15 protein-coding genes are annotated in these 14,866 nt (G+C 71.5%); 3 read left to right on the plus strand and 12 right to left on the minus strand.

What is annotated here, in order from left to right:
* Positions 1–55: 55 nt before the first annotated feature.
* Complete coding sequence (locus tag DEJ11_RS17190; RefSeq protein WP_111104824.1) at positions 56–823, minus strand: HAD family hydrolase; 768 nt, start codon at positions 821–823, stop codon at positions 56–58.
* 201 nt (positions 824–1,024) lie between these two features.
* On the opposite strand from DEJ11_RS17190, the gene DEJ11_RS17195 reads away from it, so the two are divergent.
* Positions 1,025–2,380, plus strand: a complete 1,356-nt coding sequence (locus DEJ11_RS17195; RefSeq protein WP_111104827.1) for an APC family permease — start codon at positions 1,025–1,027, stop codon at positions 2,378–2,380.
* Between the two features lie 71 nt (positions 2,381–2,451).
* On the opposite strand, the gene DEJ11_RS17200 is transcribed toward DEJ11_RS17195, so the two are convergent.
* The 4 genes from DEJ11_RS17200 to hxlB form a co-directional block, all read right to left on the minus strand.
* Entirely contained in the window at positions 2,452–3,174 is a 723-nt protein-coding gene (locus DEJ11_RS17200; RefSeq protein ID WP_111028931.1) for an alpha/beta hydrolase, read from the minus strand.
* A complete protein-coding gene (locus DEJ11_RS17205) occupies positions 3,171–3,677 on the minus strand; it encodes a GNAT family N-acetyltransferase (protein WP_111104830.1) in 507 nt (168 codons plus the stop codon). Before DEJ11_RS17205 ends, DEJ11_RS17200 begins: the two co-directional genes overlap by 4 nt.
* A 136-nt stretch (positions 3,678–3,813) precedes the next feature.
* Positions 3,814–4,437, minus strand: a complete 624-nt coding sequence (gene hxlA / locus DEJ11_RS17210) for a 3-hexulose-6-phosphate synthase (RefSeq protein ID WP_071406215.1) — start codon at positions 4,435–4,437, stop codon at positions 3,814–3,816.
* 11 nt (positions 4,438–4,448) lie between these two features.
* Positions 4,449–5,012, minus strand: a complete 564-nt coding sequence (hxlB, locus tag DEJ11_RS17215; protein WP_056072118.1) for a 6-phospho-3-hexuloisomerase — start codon at positions 5,010–5,012, stop codon at positions 4,449–4,451.
* 110 nt (positions 5,013–5,122) lie between these two features.
* On the opposite strand from hxlB, the gene DEJ11_RS17220 reads away from it, so the two are divergent.
* Positions 5,123–5,968: a helix-turn-helix transcriptional regulator gene (locus tag DEJ11_RS17220; protein WP_111104833.1), complete on the plus strand. Its 846-nt coding sequence runs from the start codon at positions 5,123–5,125 to the stop codon at positions 5,966–5,968.
* On the opposite strand, the gene DEJ11_RS17225 is transcribed toward DEJ11_RS17220, so the two are convergent.
* From DEJ11_RS17225 to DEJ11_RS17235, 3 genes are all read right to left on the minus strand, one after another.
* Positions 5,952–6,470: a helix-turn-helix domain-containing protein gene (locus DEJ11_RS17225; RefSeq protein ID WP_027466794.1), complete on the minus strand. Its 519-nt coding sequence runs from the start codon at positions 6,468–6,470 to the stop codon at positions 5,952–5,954. The genes DEJ11_RS17220 and DEJ11_RS17225 overlap by 17 nt on opposite strands.
* 108 nt (positions 6,471–6,578) lie before the next feature.
* Positions 6,579–7,262, minus strand: a complete 684-nt coding sequence (locus tag DEJ11_RS17230; RefSeq protein ID WP_027466795.1) for a response regulator — start codon at positions 7,260–7,262, stop codon at positions 6,579–6,581.
* A complete protein-coding gene (locus DEJ11_RS17235) occupies positions 7,259–9,751 on the minus strand; it encodes an ATP-binding protein (RefSeq protein ID WP_111104836.1) in 2,493 nt (830 codons plus the stop codon). The genes DEJ11_RS17230 and DEJ11_RS17235 overlap by 4 nt, the downstream gene beginning before the upstream one ends.
* Before the next feature lie 251 nt (positions 9,752–10,002).
* On the opposite strand from DEJ11_RS17235, the gene DEJ11_RS17240 reads away from it, so the two are divergent.
* The gene (locus DEJ11_RS17240; protein ID WP_181440887.1) at positions 10,003–10,146 is read left to right on the plus strand and encodes a hypothetical protein; all 144 of its coding nucleotides are present in this window, start codon (positions 10,003–10,005) and stop codon (positions 10,144–10,146) included.
* 8 nt (positions 10,147–10,154) lie between these two features.
* Here the strand turns inward: DEJ11_RS17240 and kdpC are convergent, their stop codons facing one another.
* Genes kdpC through DEJ11_RS17260 form a run of 4 tightly spaced genes read right to left on the minus strand, consistent with a single transcriptional unit; the run spans position 10,155 to position 14,624 of the window.
* Positions 10,155–10,754: a K(+)-transporting ATPase subunit C gene (gene kdpC / locus DEJ11_RS17245; RefSeq protein WP_111104839.1), complete on the minus strand. Its 600-nt coding sequence runs from the start codon at positions 10,752–10,754 to the stop codon at positions 10,155–10,157.
* Between the two features lie 2 nt (positions 10,755–10,756).
* On the minus strand, positions 10,757–12,856 hold the full coding sequence (gene kdpB / locus DEJ11_RS17250) for a potassium-transporting ATPase subunit KdpB (protein ID WP_111104842.1): 2,100 nt from the start codon (positions 12,854–12,856) through the stop codon (positions 10,757–10,759).
* Positions 12,853–14,535, minus strand: coding sequence for a potassium-transporting ATPase subunit KdpA (gene kdpA, locus DEJ11_RS17255; protein WP_111045866.1), 1,683 nt, complete (start codon positions 14,533–14,535; stop codon positions 12,853–12,855). Before kdpA ends, kdpB begins: the two co-directional genes overlap by 4 nt.
* Positions 14,535–14,624, minus strand: coding sequence for a potassium-transporting ATPase subunit F (locus DEJ11_RS17260; RefSeq protein ID WP_017887940.1), 90 nt, complete (start codon positions 14,622–14,624; stop codon positions 14,535–14,537). The genes kdpA and DEJ11_RS17260 overlap by 1 nt, the downstream gene beginning before the upstream one ends.
* Positions 14,625–14,866 lie beyond the last annotated feature (242 nt).

Below are 14,866 nucleotides of genomic sequence, written 5' to 3' on the forward strand. Positions count from 1 at the left end.
AGGGAGATGGGTACGTCGGTGCGGCCGGCAGCCAGGGAGCGTCCGGCCCGGTGGCCTACGTCGTGCTGGTGGCCGGTGCGGGCAGCTGGTCGATGAGTTCGTCGAGGTCGGACACGACGACGTCGGCACCGTGCTCGCGCAGGGCGTCCGCCCCGGCGCCGCGGTCGACACCGACGACGAGACCGAACGATCCGTTGCGGCCGGCTTCGACCCCGCTGGTGGCGTCCTCGACCACGACGCACTCGGCGGCGGTGAGCCCGAACCGGGTCGCTGCGTCGAGGTAGGTGTCGGGAGCGGGCTTGCCGGTCAGGCCGTCCTGGCGCGCGACGAGCCCGTCGACGACGACCGTGAACCGGTCGAGGATGCCCGCCGTCCGGAGCACCGACGTGGCGTTCGCCGAGCTCGAGACGACCGCGACGGACATACCTGCGGCGATCGCGGCGGTCAGGAACCGGAGCGACCCCGGGTAGGGCTCGACGCCGTGCTCGTCGAGCTCGGCGGTGAACTCCGCGTTCTTCCGGTTGCCGAGCCCGCACACCGTGTCGGTGTCGGGTGCGTCGTCCGGGGTGCCCTGCGGCAGGTCGATGCCGCGCGACTCGAGCAGCGAGCGCACGCCGTCGTAGCGGGGCTTGCCGTCGATGGAGGTGAAGTAGTCCTGCTCGGTGTACGGCGCGACCCCGTGTGCTTCGAGGTACGGCGTGAAGAGTCGGCTCCACGCGCGCATGTGCACGTCGGCGGTCGGGGTGAGCACGCCGTCGAGGTCGAACAGGAGCGCGCGCTGGTCACTGAGTCGCGCGGGCGTGCGCTGGTCCTGCGTCGTCATCTGCGGTCCTCCGGGGACTGGTGGTGGACGAATGGCTCGCGACGAGTCTAGGACCGCTCCAGTCCGGACGTTCCGACGCGCCGCACCCTGTGGAGCGAGTTCACCGGCCGCTCCGCTGTGCAGGGAGGACCCCCGCCACGGCGCACCTGTGAGGCCTCTGAGACACGCCCCGGCACGCTGACCCGGACGAAAGGCACCACCATGACCAGCGACACCACGGCCGCACCCCACGACGGCACGCAGTCGAAGCTCCGCCAGGCGATCACCGGCCCGCTGCTGTTCCTCTTCATCCTCGGCGACGTGCTCGGTGCCGGCATCTACGCCCTGATGGGGACGCTGGCGAAGGACGTCGGCGGTGCGCTCTGGGCACCGCTGGTGCTCGCGCTCCTGCTGGCCCTGCTCACCGCGGGCTCCTACGCCGAACTCGTGACGAAGTACCCGAAGGCCGGCGGTGCCGCGGTCTTCGCCGAACGCGCCTACAAGGCGCCGATCGTCTCGTTCCTGGTCGGGTTCAGCATGCTCGCCGCCGGCGTCACGAGCGCCGCCGGTCTGTCGCTCGCCTTCGCCGGCGACTACCTCGGCACGTTCGTCGACCTGCCGCCCGTGCCCACCGCGATCGTCTTCCTCGCCCTGATCGCCTGCCTGAACGCCCGCGGCATCTCCGACTCGCTCAAGAGCAACGTCGTGATGACGATCATCGAGGTCTCCGGCCTGGTCATCGTGATCGTCGTCGTGGCCGTGATGCTCGGCGGTGGCGGCGGTGACGTCTCCCGGATCGGCGCGTTCCCGTCCGAGGCGAACCCGGCCCTGGCGACCCTGAGCGCCGCGATCGTCGCCTACTACTCGTTCGTCGGCTTCGAGACGTCCGCCAACATCGCGGAGGAGGTCCGCGACCCCCGCCGCGTCTACCCGAAGGCCCTGTTCGGCGCCCTCGCCACGGCCGGCGTCGTCTACGTCCTCGTCGCCCTCGCCAGCGCGATCGCCCTGCCCGCTTCGGAGCTGTCCGAGTCCAGCGGCCCGCTGCTCGCGGTCGTCTCCGCCACGGGTGTCCCGATCCCGGACTGGGTCTTCAGCCTCATCGCCCTGGTCGCCGTCGCGAACGGCGCGCTGCTCACGATGATCATGTCGAGCCGCGTGACCTACGGCATGGCCGAGCAGCGGCTCCTGCCCGCCCTGCTCGCGAAGGTCCTGCCGAACCGGAAGACCCCGTGGACCGCCATCGTCGCCACCACGATCGTCGCGATGCTCCTGACCCTGGTGGGCGACGTGGGCGTGCTGGCCGAGACCGTCGTGCTCCTGCTGCTCTTCGTGTTCATCAGCACGAACGTCGCCGTCCTGGTGCTCCGCCGCGACCACGTCGAGCACGACCACTTCAAGGTCTGGACGTTCGTCCCGGTGCTCGGGGTGCTGTCGTGCATCCTGCTGCTGACGCAGCAGAGCGGTCAGGTCTGGCTCTACGCCGCGATCCTGCTCGCCGTCGGCGTGGTCCTGTACTTCGTCGCCCGGTTCACCGGGCGCCGTTCCGGACGCGACCACGAGGCGGGCGTGATCCACTGACGTCACGCACCACGGGCCTCCAGGCAGACCGTCTGGAGGCCCGTGGTGCGTCCGCCGGTCCGCCCGCGTGATCAGCGCAGGTCGCGCACCCAGGCCTCGATCGCGTCCGCGATCTGCTGGCGGGCATCAGCACGGCTGATGGTCGCCGTGCGGTCGCCCGGCTGGTCGCCGTAGGCACCGAAGTCGGCGTGGTTCGACCCCTGGATCTCGGTCATGGTGGCGGTCGACGGCAGCTTGTCCCGCGCGGCGTCGACCTTGGCCGGCGTCGACAAGCCGTCACGCGAACCGGAGACGCTCAGCACGTCGATGTAGGAGCGGCTGATGTCGTTCGCGCAGTAGCTGCCGAGCAGCAGCAGGCCGTCGGCGTCCTGGGCGAGCTGGCACGCGCGGACCCCGCCGAGGGAGTGCCCGCCGACCCCCCAGCGTGTGACCGAGGGCGCGTGGGCCTCGAACGTGGCGAGCGGCCGGGTGTCGAAGAACGCGAGGTTCAGCGTCGGCTTCGTGATGACCACCGTCGTGCCGTTGGCGACCACCTGCCGGAACGTGGCCATGTAGGCGTACGGATCGACCTTCGCGCCGGGGATGAAGACGATCCCGACCCCGTCGGCCTGGCCGGTCGGGGTCATCACCACCGAGTCACCGGCGTCCCGGACCGCGATCCGGTCGTCGCGCCAGACCTGCAGGGCGGCGCTGCGGGTGCCCTGCATCACGATGTGCGCCCAGACGAGGAACACCACCGCGATCAGGACGACGACGGCGACGATCCAGGTGGTCCAGCGCAGCGCTCGGTTCATGTGGCCACCGTACGGCGCATCCGGACCTCGGTCCGACCGTCCGGCAATGGATCGCCGGGTTCGTCGCGGGCGCTGAAGCCGACTCGCTCGTAGGCGCAGCGGGCGACGGCGTTGTCGGGCAGCACCGAGAGTTCGAGTTCGGTGGCTCCGGAGGTCGCCGCCCACACGGCGATCGCGTCGATGAGGGCGCGGGCAACACCGCGGCCGCGCGCTGCCGGGTCGACCCACATCGAGATGAGCTCGGCGGGGCCGTCGGGGCCGGTGGGTGGGATCCCGCTGGCCATCCCGACGACCGTGCCGGGAACCTCGGCAGCGGTGTCGACTGCGAGCAGGTCGAGCGCTCCCGGGATCGACAGGCGGGTGCGCCACCGGTGTTCGGGTGCGTTCGCCCAGTCCTGCAGCGTCGAGCCGAAGGCGTACGGGGCATCGGCGAGCGCGCGGAGGCGCACTGGTCGCCAGGCTTCCCAGTCGTCGGCGGTCGCGCGGCGCAGTTCGATCCCCACGGCCCGACGCTACCGCGGGGCGGGGTGTGACCGCAGGGGCGGGAGCCAGTGAGCAGAAGACGTCGGGTGCGGTGGTCGCACTCGACGTCTTCTGCTCACTCGTTGACCGTCGCCCGAGGAGGGCGACTGGGACGCGCTACTTGATGGCGGCGCGGATCTCGGCGGCTGCTGCGCCGACGTCCGAGGCGCTGTAGATCGCGCTGCCGGCGACGGCGATGCGGGCACCGGCCTCCTGCACCGAGGCGACCGAGGACGCGTTCACGCCGCCCGCGATCGAGAACGGGACGCCCGAGTCCTTGCCGGCGTCGAGCAGGGTCGAGAACGTGAAGCCCTCTTCCGCCTGCTCGTCGAGCCCGGCGTGGACCTCGACGAACTCGGCGCCGAGCGCGACGACCTCGCGGGCTCGGGCGGCCTTGTCGGAGACGCCGATCAGGTCGACGACGATGCCCTTGCCGTGCTTCTTCGCGGCCTTGACGGCGCCGACGATCGTCGAGTCGCCAGCGACACCGAGGACGGTGACCAGGTCGGCACCGGCCGAGAAGGCGATGTCGGCCTCGAGCTCACCGGCGTCCATGGTCTTGAGGTCGGCGAACACGATCTTGTCGGGGTGTGCTTCCTTGATCGCGGTGACGGCGGACAGGCCGGCGCTCTTGATCAGGGGCGTGCCGAGCTCGAGGACGTCGACGTGCGGCGCGGCCGCGGCGGCGAGCTCGAGGGCGGCTTCGGTGGTCAGGGTGTCCATGGCGAACTGGAGCTGCATGGGTGTGCCTTTCATTCGAGGTTGGCGTGACGGGGCCAGAGGTCGTCGGCGGACTGCCCGCCTCGGGTCCACAGGGCGTGGAACACGGCGTCGCCCACCAGGGCGACCGCCTGTTCGAAGAGACCCCCGGCGTACTGGGCCGAGGCGGTGCCGGAGCGGTCGGTCTTCGTCGCGGCGGGCAGCACGATCGTGACGTCCGCCAGCTCGGAGAGCGGGGAGTCGTCGGTGGTCGAGAGCGCCACGACGGATGCGCCGACCTCGTGCGCGGTGCGCGCGGCCTGCACGATGCCGGTGGTCGTACCGGAGCCGCTCGCGACGAGGAGCAGGTCACCCTGACGGATCGCCGGGGTGGTGACCTCGCCGACGACGTGGGCGTCGAGCCCGAGGTGCATGAGGCGCATCGCGGTCATGCGGAGGGCGAGGCCGGAGCGACCGGCGCCGTGGACGAACACCCGGTCGGCGCCCTCGATCAGGTCGAGTGCGCGCTGGGCCGGGGCGTCGTCGAGGCGGGCCGCCAGGTCGCCGACCTCGCGGACGACCAGGTCGAGCGCTGCGGAGACGGTGGTTGCTGCCATGCCCTCGATCCTTCCCTTGCGCGCCTCGGCACGCCGCTACCCGCCCCGGCAGGGACCCCATCCCATCGGGTGGGCCCGTCCGCTCGGGTGGGACGGGTACCGTCGCGTCCATGGACGCATCGGTCGACACCCTGGAGGCCCAGGGCGGCTCCGCCATCCGGCTCGCGGCCGCCGAGCACGCCCGCACGGTCGCCGAGCAGGCGGACCGGCACGCGCTGACCCTCGAGTCCGTCCTCGCCGTGCTCCGGTCGTCGCGGGTCACCGACGCGGCTGCCCGGGCGGAGGCCGTCGAGATCGCCTCGGCCGCCCTCGTCGACCTGCGCACCGTGACCGATCAGCAGCGGAGCACCCTGCTCGAACCGGTCACCGGCGCGTTCTCGCGGTTGCGCGCCGACCTGCGACCGCTCGTGCGCTTCGGGGACCTCGACGTGCAGTTCGTCGAACCGCCGGCCACCGGTCGTGCGTTGCCGGGCGACGTCGCCCACGCGGCCCGGGCGATCGTGCGGACCGCGGTGCTCGCCCTGGTCGACGACGGTGCGGCGAAGCGGGTGCGCATCCAGTGGGACTGCGACGGCCGGAACCTGCTCATGCAGCTCCGCGACGACGGCTCCGGCACGCTCGACGTGCAGGACGACGCCATGCGGCCGATCGCGGAGCGGGTCGTCACGCTCGACGGGCGGGTGCAGGTCGCGAGCACGCCGGGGTGGGGATCGGTGCTCGACATCTCACTGCCGCTCGACCCGCGGCCGACCGAGGTGGACGCGGTCGACGACGGCGACCTGACCCCGCGGGAGCGCGACGTCCTGCGGCTCGTGGCGACCGGTGTCGGCAACCGGGAGATCGCCGAGGGACTCGGCATCAGCGTCAACACCGTGAAGTACCACGTGGCGAACCTGCTCCGGAAGCACGGTGCCCGGACCCGGGCGGAGCTCGCGGCGTTCAGCTCCCGGGCGTGAAGCGACGGGACCGCGACGAGGCATCCCGACGAGACCGCGACAACGGGTACCGACGGTCGAGCGCGGGCTCGACGACGGTCGCCATCAGGAACTGCGAGAGCAGCCGCCCACCCGCCCAGTAGATGGGGATGACGAAGATCGCGGCCCCCGGCCAGATGCGCGAACCGATCAGTGCCAGGGTGCCGAGCGTCACGACGATGCCGACGCCGGAGTACAGGTACTGCCAGCCGCGCGAAGCCGCGTCGCGCTGCGCCTGCTCCCGCTCGGCGCGCTCGTCGAGACCGCGCACCCCGGGGTCGAGCGACGCCGGCTCCTCGGTGGCGAACAGGTCGCGCACGGGGACCTCAAGGGCCGTGGCCACCGCGGACAGCGACTCGAGGCTCGCGTCGTTGCCGCTCTCCATCCGTTGCACCGTCCGCACGGCGATGCCGCTCGTCTCGGCCAGTCGTTCCTGGGTCCAGCCCCGCAGTCGTCGGAGTTCACCGATCCGCATCTCGTTCATGTCCTGAACAGTAGGGAACCGCGGAACGGCGCACCACGACAGGGACCCGCCACCGACACGACAGTTCCCCGACAGCGACCCGCCAGGGTGTCCGCGGCGGCGGTACCCCTACGCTCCGGGGGCGAAGCGGTACCCCATGCCGGACTCCGTCACCAGGTAGCGCGGGTGCGCGGGGTCGGGCTCGAGCTTCCGCCGCAGCTGGGCCATGTACAGCCGCAGGTACCCGGAGTCGTTGCCGTGCGTCGGCCCCCAGACCTCGGTCAACAGCATCTCGCGGGTCATCAGGCGGTCGGGGTTCGTGACCAGGACCTCGAGCAGGCGCCACTCGGTGGGCGTCAGGCGGATCGCGGGGCCCTCGGCCGGGGTGACCTGCTTCGCGACGAGGTCCACGAGCAGCGGTCCGATCGCGATCGTCGGGGTCTCCTCCGACGCCACCACCCGGCGCCGTCCGAGTGCTCGCAGCCGGGCGAGGAGCTCGTCCATCTGGAACGGCTTCGTCACGTAGTCGTCGGCACCGGCGTCGAGCGCGTCGACCTTGTCGGACGAGTCGGTCCGGCCGGAGAGCACGAGTACCGGCACCTGCGACCAGGCCCGGACGCCCTCGAGCACCCCGATCCCGTCGAGCCGGGGCATGCCGAGGTCGAGCAGCACCAGGTCGGGGCGCTCGGTGATGACGGCGTCGATCGCCTCGCGCCCGTCCCGAGCCGTGACGACGTCGTACCCGCGCGCCGAGAGCGTCACCGACAGCGCGCGGACGAGCTGCGCGTCGTCGTCAGCGATCAGGACCTTCATCGGATCTCCACTCCCACGTGCCCGGCGATCGGCAGCCGCACCACGACGGTGAGCCCACCGCCCGGGGTGTCGTCGACCTCGATCGTGCCGCCCATGCCCTCGGTGAACCCGCGCGCCAGGGCCAGCCCGAGCCCGAGGCCGGTCTCGTTGTCGGTGTCACCGAGCCGCTGGAACGGCTGGAACACCTCGTCGCGGCGGTCCTCGGGGATGCCGGGGCCGTGGTCGGCGACGCGGAGTTCGACCCCGCCGGCGAACGCGCTCGCGGCAACGCGGACGTGGGTGCCGTCCGGGGCGTACCGGGCGGCGTTGGCGAGCAGGTTCACGACGACGCGCTGCAGCAGGACCGGGTCGGCGAGCACCGGCGGCAGGTCCGCGGGCAGGTCGAGGTCGACGTCGTCGGGCCCGAGCTCCAGCTCGTCGAGTGCGGGGGCGACCACCGTCTCGAGCGCGATCGCCGCCGGGGTGACCGCGAGGACTCCGGCCTGCACGCGACTGACGTCCAACAGGTCTGCCAACAGCACCGCCAGCTGACCGAGGCTCTCGTCGGCGGTCGCGAGCAGCGCCTCCCGGTCGGCCCGTGACAGGTCGATGTCGGGCGCACGCAGCGTCTGCACGGCGGCGGAGGCCGCGGCGATGGGTCGGCGAACGTCGTGGCCGACGGCCGCGAGCAGCGCGCTCCGGACCCGGTCGGCGGCGGCGATGCGCTCGGCGCCGACGGCGGTGCGCGTCAGCTCCCGGTGCTCGACGGCGGCGTCGAGCTGCTGCTCGACGACCCGCAGCAACCGGCGCTGGGTCGGGTCGTCGGGCGCACCGGCGAACTCGAGGACGGCACCGGACGCCAGCGTCGTCGACGCGTCCGGCGTCGCACCGAACTCGCCGGAGGTCGCCGGCACCTCGTCACCCTGGCGGATCCGGACCCCGACGAAGCCGAAGGCTTCACGGGTGCGGTCGAGCAGTGCCTGCAGGGCGTCGTCGCCGCGGAGCACGCTGCCGGCGATGCCCATCAGGAGCCCGGACTCGGCCGAGGCCCGACGGGCGGCACGTGAACGGCGAGCGGACCGGTCGACCACGAAGCTGACCAGCACCGCACTGATCACGTACATGACCAGGGCGAACAGGTGCCACGGCTGCTGGACGGTGACCATGTAGAGGGGTTGCACGAAGAAGTAGTCGAGGCTCAGTCCGGACAGCACGGCCGTGAACACCGCCGGCCACATCCCACCCACGAGCGCCACGACCAGGACGAGCAGCTGGTACGCCAGCACGTCCACCGTGATGGCGTCCGGATCGCTGCCGATCGACAGCACCCACGTGAGCAGCGGCCCGACCAGGACCGACAGGACGAACGCGGCGATCACCCGGCCGCGCGACAGGCTGCCGCCGAGCTTGGGCAGGGTGATCCCGCCGCCGGCGCGCTCGTGCGTGACGACGTGCACGTCGATGTCGCCGGACTCGCGGATCACGGTGTTGCCGATCCCCGGACCGGTCATCGCGGCAGCGAGCCGGCTGCGGCGGCTGACCCCGATCACGATCTGGGTGGCGTCGATCGACCGCGCGAACCGCACCAGCGTGCTCGGCACGTCGTCACCGACGACCTGGTGGTACGTCCCACCGAGCTGCTCGAGCAGGGTCCGCTGCTTGCCGAGCGCGCCGGGGTGCCGGACGCGCAGGCCGTCGTTCGTCGTCACGTGGACGGCGGCGAGCTCGCCGCCAGCACTGCGGGCGGCGATCCGGGCGCCGCGGCGCAGCAGGGTCTCGCCCTCGGGGCCGCCGGTCAGGGCGACGAGCACGCGCTCCCGGGTCTCCCACCGGTGCTCGATGCCGTGCTCGGCGCGGTAGGCCTTGAGCGCGTCGTCGACCTCGTCGGCCAGCCAGAGCAGGGCGATCTCGCGCAGCGCGGTGAGGTTGCCGAGGCGGAAGTAGTTCGACAGCGCGGCGTCGATCCGGGCCGCCGGGTACACGAGCCCGTCGGAGAGCCGTTCGCGCAGCGCTGCCGGGGCCAGGTCGACGACCTCGATCTGGTCGGCCGCGCGCACCACGGCGTCGGGGACGGTCTCGCGCTGCACGGTGCCGGTGATCTCGCGGACCACGTCGCCGAGGGACTGCATGTGCTGCACGTTGACGGTCGAGATGACGTCGATGCCGGCGTCCCGCAGTGCCTCCACGTCCTGCCAGCGCTTCTCGTTCGGGCTCCCCGGGGCGTTCGTGTGGGCGAGCTCGTCGACCAGCGCGACCTCGGGTGCCCGGGCGATGACGGCGTCGAGGTCGAGGTCGTCGAGGTCGACGCCCCGGTGCGAGACGGTGCGGCGGGGCACGACCTCGAGCCCGTTCACCAGTGCCGCGGTGGCGGCGCGCTCGTGCGTCTCGACGACGGCGACGACCACGTCGCGACCCTCGTCGAGCAGCCGACGCCCCTCTTCGAGCATCGTGTAGGTCTTGCCGACACCGGGCGCCGCACCGAGCAGGACCCGCAGCTTCCCGCGCTTCACGTGCTCATCCTCTCGCGTCCGCTGTTGCGGGGCAGCCGGTCGACTGATATTCTCCTCGTAACCGTTCCCACCAAGGCTCGAGCCTCGGCTTCCTCAAATCGGGTGGGACTGCACCGCCCCGTGTCGCTTGTTGGCGCGGGGCACTCTTTTCTTTCGCTCACGTTCGTTTCCCACGCTGGATCCCGCCGCCGACCTTCCGCTCCCCCGCGGACCTGGTCGCTCGACTCGAGGGACTGCCGAAGCGCACGCCGGTGCACTCCCTCGAACTGCTCGCACACCTCGCCGAGACCGTCGGCCCGTGCGACCGTCACGCCGATGCCGTTCGACGGTTGATCGACGAGCACGACGATCTGACCGACGGCATCGGCGGACGGCCGAGCTGGGCGGCGAGGTGACCGCACGGTCAGGACAGCTTCGCCAGGGCCAGGTTCAGCGACAACACGTTCACGACGGGCTCACCGAGGAACCCGAGCTGCCGCGACTCGGTGTGCGACGCCACGAGCTGCCGCACGGTGGCGACGGACAACCCCCGCGCCGAGGCCACACGAGCCACCTGCTGGGACGCGTAGGCCGGGCTAATGTCCGGGTCGAGCCCCGAACCGGATGCGGTCACGGCGTCGGCGGGCACCTGCGCGGCGGGGACCCCGTCGGCCTTCGCCAGCGCCGCACGACGCTCCTCGACGGCCTTGAGCAGGTCGGCGTTGTTCGGCCCGAGGTTCGAGCCGGAGGACGCCCCCGCGTCGTAGCCGTCCCCGGCGGCGGACGGCCGGGACTGGAACCAGCGGTCGGCCTGCTTGCCCGTGAACGACTGCCCGATCAACGAGGAACCGACGACCTTGCCGGACGAGTCCGTGACCATCGAACCGTTGGCCTGGTCGTGGAACGCCGCCTGGCCGACGCCCCAGACGGCGAGCGGGTAGCCGACGCCCAGGACGACGGTGGCGACGAGGGTGAGGCGGATGGCCACACCGGCGGAACGGAAGGTGGAACGTGCAGATGCCATGACTAGAACCCCGGGATGAGACCGACCACGAGGTCGATCAGTTTGATGCCGATGAAGGGGACGACCACGCCGCCCAGCCCGTAGACGAGCAGGTTGCGGCCGAGGATCGACGACGCTGCGGCCGCGCGGTACTTGACGCCACGCAGGGACAGCGGGATGAGCGCCACGATGACGAGCGCGTTGAAGATGACCGCCGACAGGATCGCGGACGACGGGCTGTGCAGCCCCATGATGTTGAGCGCCGCGAGCCCGGGGAACGCCGCCTGGAACATCGCCGGGATGATCGCGAAGTACTTCGCGACGTCGTTGGCGATGGAGAAGGTGGTCAGGGCACCGCGGGTGATGAGCAGCTGCTTGCCGATGCGGACGACGTCGATGAGCTTGGTCGGGTCGGAGTCGAGGTCGACCATGTTGCCCGCCTCCTTCGCCGCCGTCGTGCCGGTGTTCATCGCGACGCCGACGTCCGCCTGGGCCAGGGCCGGGGCGTCGTTGGTGCCGTCACCGGTCATGGCGACGAGGTTGCCGCCCTCCTGCTCGCGCTTGATGTAGGCGAGCTTGTCCTCCGGGGTGGCCTCGGCGAGGAAGTCGTCGACGCCGGCCTCGTGGGCGATGGCGGCCGCGGTGCGGGGGTTGTCGCCGGTGATCATCACCGTGCGGATGCCCATCGACCGGAGCTCGGCGAACCGCGACGCCATTCCGTCCTTGACGACGTCCTTCAGGTGCACGACGCCGAGCAGGGCGACCGCGCCGTCGGAGGAGCGGCGGCCGACGACGAGCGGGGTGCCGCCCTGGTCGGAGATCTCCGCGACGGTCGCGTCGATGGCCGACACCACACCGGCTTCGGTGGTGTCCGCCCAGGCGAGCACTGCCGCAGCGGCGCCCTTCCGGATCTGCGACCCGTCGGGCAGGTCGAGACCGGACATGCGCGTCTGCGCCGTGAACGGCACCTCGACAGCGCCGTCCGGCAGTGCCGGCGCCACCCCTGCGTCAGCAGCGAGCGACACGATCGAGCGGCCTTCCGGTGTCCCGTCGGCGGCGCTCGACAGCGCGGCTGCCGCCATGAGCGAAGCCTCGCTCACGCCCGGCACCGGCACCACGCGGGATGCCCGACGGTTGCCGTAGGTGATCGTGCCGGTCTTGTCGAGCAGCAGCGTCGTGATGTCACCGGCGGCCTCGACCGCGCGGCCCGACATCGCCAGCACGTTGTGCTGCACGAGCCGGTCCATGCCGGCGATGCCGATCGCGGAGAGCAGGGCTCCGATGGTGGTCGGGATGAGGCAGACGAGCAGGGCGATGAGCACCGGCACGCTGACCGTCGCACCGACGAGTCCCGCGATGGGCTGCATCGTCAGGCAGACGATCACGAAGACGATCGACAACGAGGCGAGCAGGATGTTCAGCGCGATCTCGTTCGGCGTCTTCTGCCGTGCCGCACCCTCGACCAGGCGGATCATCCGGTCGATGAAGGTCTCGCCCGGCGTCGAGGTGATGCGCACCACGATCCGGTCCGACAGCACCCGGGTGCCGCCGGTGACGGCACTGCGGTCACCGCCGGACTCGCGGATGACCGGTGCGGACTCGCCGGTGACGGCGGACTCGTCGACCGACGCGATGCCGTCGATGACGTCGCCGTCGCCAGGGATGACCTCGCCGGCGACGACCACGACCACGTCGCCCTTCGCCAGGTCGACGGACGCGACCTCCTCGGTCTCGTTGCCGGTCGCGGCCGCGTCGGTCGTCGCGTACCCGAGCACCCGACGGGCGCTCGTGGTCGAGCGGGTCTTCCGCAGGGTGTCGGCCTGCGCCTTGCCACGGCCCTCGGCCACCGACTCCGCCAGGTTGGCGAAGACGACGGTGAGCCAGAGCCAGACGGCGATGGCGATCGTGAACGCGGACGGCTCGACGACGGCAGCCGCCGTCGTCAGCGCCGCGCCGACCTCGACGATGAACATGACGGGGTTCCGCCACATGAGTCGCGGATCGAGTTTCCGCAGGGCGCCCGGGAGGCCCGCCACCAGTTGGCGGGGTCCGAATGCGGACGAGCGGGTGGCCGGTTCCACTGCGGTGCGCGGTTCCGACTCCGTGGTCACGGGGGTGGTCATGACAGTCCTTCTGCGAGCGGACCCAGTGCGAGCACCGGGAAGTAGGTGAGTGCGGTGACGATGACGGCGACGCCGCCGAGCAGCCCGATGAACAGCGGGCGGTGGGTGGGCAGCGTGCCGGCGGTCTCCGGCACCCGGTCCTGCGCGGCGAGGGACCCGGCGAGCGCCAGGACGAACACCATCGGCACGAAGCGGCCGAGCAGCATCACGACGCCGAGCGAGGAGTTCATCCACGTGGTGTTCGCGGTGAGCCCGCCGAAGGCCGAGCCGTTGTTGTTCGCACCCGACGTGAAGGCGTAGAGCAGCTCGGTCAGCCCGTGGTTGCCGGGGTTGAAGATCGACGTCCCGAGCACCTGTTCGCGGACCCCGGGGATCACGAGCGAGAGCCCGGTGGCCAGGAGCACGAGCGTCGGCGTGACGAGGATGTACAGCGCCGCGAAGGTCATCTCCTTGGCGCGGATCTTCTTGCCGAGGTACTCCGGGGTGCGACCGACGAGCAGGCCGCCGATGAACACCGTGATGACGGCGAGCACGAGCATGCCGTACAGGCCGGATCCGACGCCGCCGGGGGTGACCTCGCCGAGCATCATGTTGACGAGCGCCATCATCCCGCCGATCGGGGTGTAGCTGTCGTGCATCGCGTTGACCGCACCGGTGGACGTCGAGGTGGTCGCGGTCGAGAAGAGCGTCGAACCGAGGATGCCGAAGCGGCTCTCCTTGCCCTCCATCGCGGCCCCGGCAGCGTGTGTGGCGACACCGCCGCCGCCGAGTTCGGCGATCGACATGACCGACAGCGACACGAGGAAGATCGCGCCCATCACGGCGAGGATCGCGTACCCCTGGCGGTCGTCGCCGACCAGCCGCCCGAACGTGCGCGGGAGCGAGAACGGGATGACGAGCATCAGGAAGATCTCGACGAGGTTCGTCCACGCCTGCGGGTTCTCGAACGGGTGCGCCGAGTTCGCGTTGAAGTAGCCGCCACCGTTCGTGCCGAGTTCCTTGATCGCCTCCTGCGAGGCGACGAACCCGTCGGGGATGTGCTGCGTGCCACCGATGAGCGTGGTGACGTCGGTGCCGCTCCCCCACGACTGGACGACCCCGCCGGCGACGAGGACGATCGCGAAGACGAACGCCCCGGGCAGCAGCAGTCGGCCGAGCCCGCGGACGATGTCCACCCACACGTTGCCGAGCGTGCCCGACTTGCGACGGGCGAACCCGCGCACCAGGGCCACGGCAACCGCCAGGCCGACGGCTGCGGACAGGAAGTTCTGCACCGCGAGGCCGGCCATCTGCACCGTGTAGCCGAGGGTGACCTCGGGCGAGTACGACTGCCAGTTCGTGTTCGACACGAACGACGCCGCGGTGTTGAACGCGAGCGAGGGTCCGACGCCGGGCAGCCCGAGGTCGCCGGGCAGGACGACCTGGATGCGCTGCAGCAGGTAGACGAGCAGGAGCCCGGCGACGCTGAAGAGCAGCACGCCGCGCAGGTACACGGGCCACGACTGCTCGGCGTCCGGGTCGACCCCGATCAGCCGGTAGACCCCGCGCTCGACCCGGTTGTGGCGGACGGGCGTGAAGACCTTCGCCATCCAGTCGCCGAGCGGGCGGTACGCGACGACGAGCAGCAGGACGAGGGTGGCGACCTGGGCGATGCCCGCCCAGACGTCCGCGGCGCCCACTAGAAGCGCTCCGGACGCACGAGCGCCCAGACGAGGTACACGACTGCGGCGATGCCGAGGACGGCGGCCGCGATGGTGATGCCGATCACAGCCGTTCCACCCCCTTGGCGATCAGTGCCACCACGCCGAACACGGCGAGGACACCGGCGACGACGAACACGTCGAACACGAGGGACTCCAGAAGATCTGCGGTGTCCGCGCCGGGTGACGCGGACCGGCACCACGAGTGGTGCCGAACCGATGCTGCGTCCTGCGCCGGGCCTCCAGGCCGCTCCTAACGGATCCCTGACGCCGCCCTGGCGGACGCATGCACGCTCCTAACGCCTGTGGA

The organism is Curtobacterium sp. MCLR17_058 (assembly GCF_003234705.2).
GTDB lineage: Bacteria > Actinomycetota > Actinomycetes > Actinomycetales > Microbacteriaceae > Curtobacterium > Curtobacterium flaccumfaciens.